Origin of the sequence: Streptomyces sp. NRRL F-2664 (assembly GCF_000719345.1) — a bacterium.
GTDB lineage: Bacteria > Actinomycetota > Actinomycetes > Streptomycetales > Streptomycetaceae > Streptomyces.
This window is the reverse complement of record NZ_JOFX01000415.1, coordinates 1-367: the sequence shown is the minus strand read 5'-3', so window position 1 is coordinate 367 and position 367 is coordinate 1. Positions and strand designations below refer to the sequence as shown.

Here is a 367-nt window from a genome sequence, read left to right as displayed (position 1 = left end):
AACCCCGACAACAAGCCCGCCACCGCCGCCACCGCCGACGGCCTGCGCAGCACCTACACCTACTGGGCCGACGGCAGCCGGAAAACCACCGAGACCACCGCCCCCGACGGCACCCGCACCACCGTCCTCTTCCACTACACCCCCGACGGCGCCATCGCCAACGACACCCACACCCCAGGCGGCGCAGACGGCCAGCCGCGCACCGGCAGCTACCTCACCAGACCCGCAGGCGGCCGCGAGGCACGCACCCTCACCGGCACCCCCGGCGCAGCCCGGTACCTGCACGCCGACCGCCGCGGCAACACCGTCCTCGAGACCGGGCCGTCAGCCCAAACCCTCACCGCCCGCGCCTACACCGACTACGGCC

1 protein-coding gene is annotated in these 367 nt (G+C 74.1%); it reads left to right on the top strand.

The annotated features are described in order from the left end of the window. Positions 1-367, top strand: a 367-nt coding sequence (locus IF89_RS39845; protein ID WP_043195030.1) for a hypothetical protein, incomplete at both ends; no start/stop codon positions are given.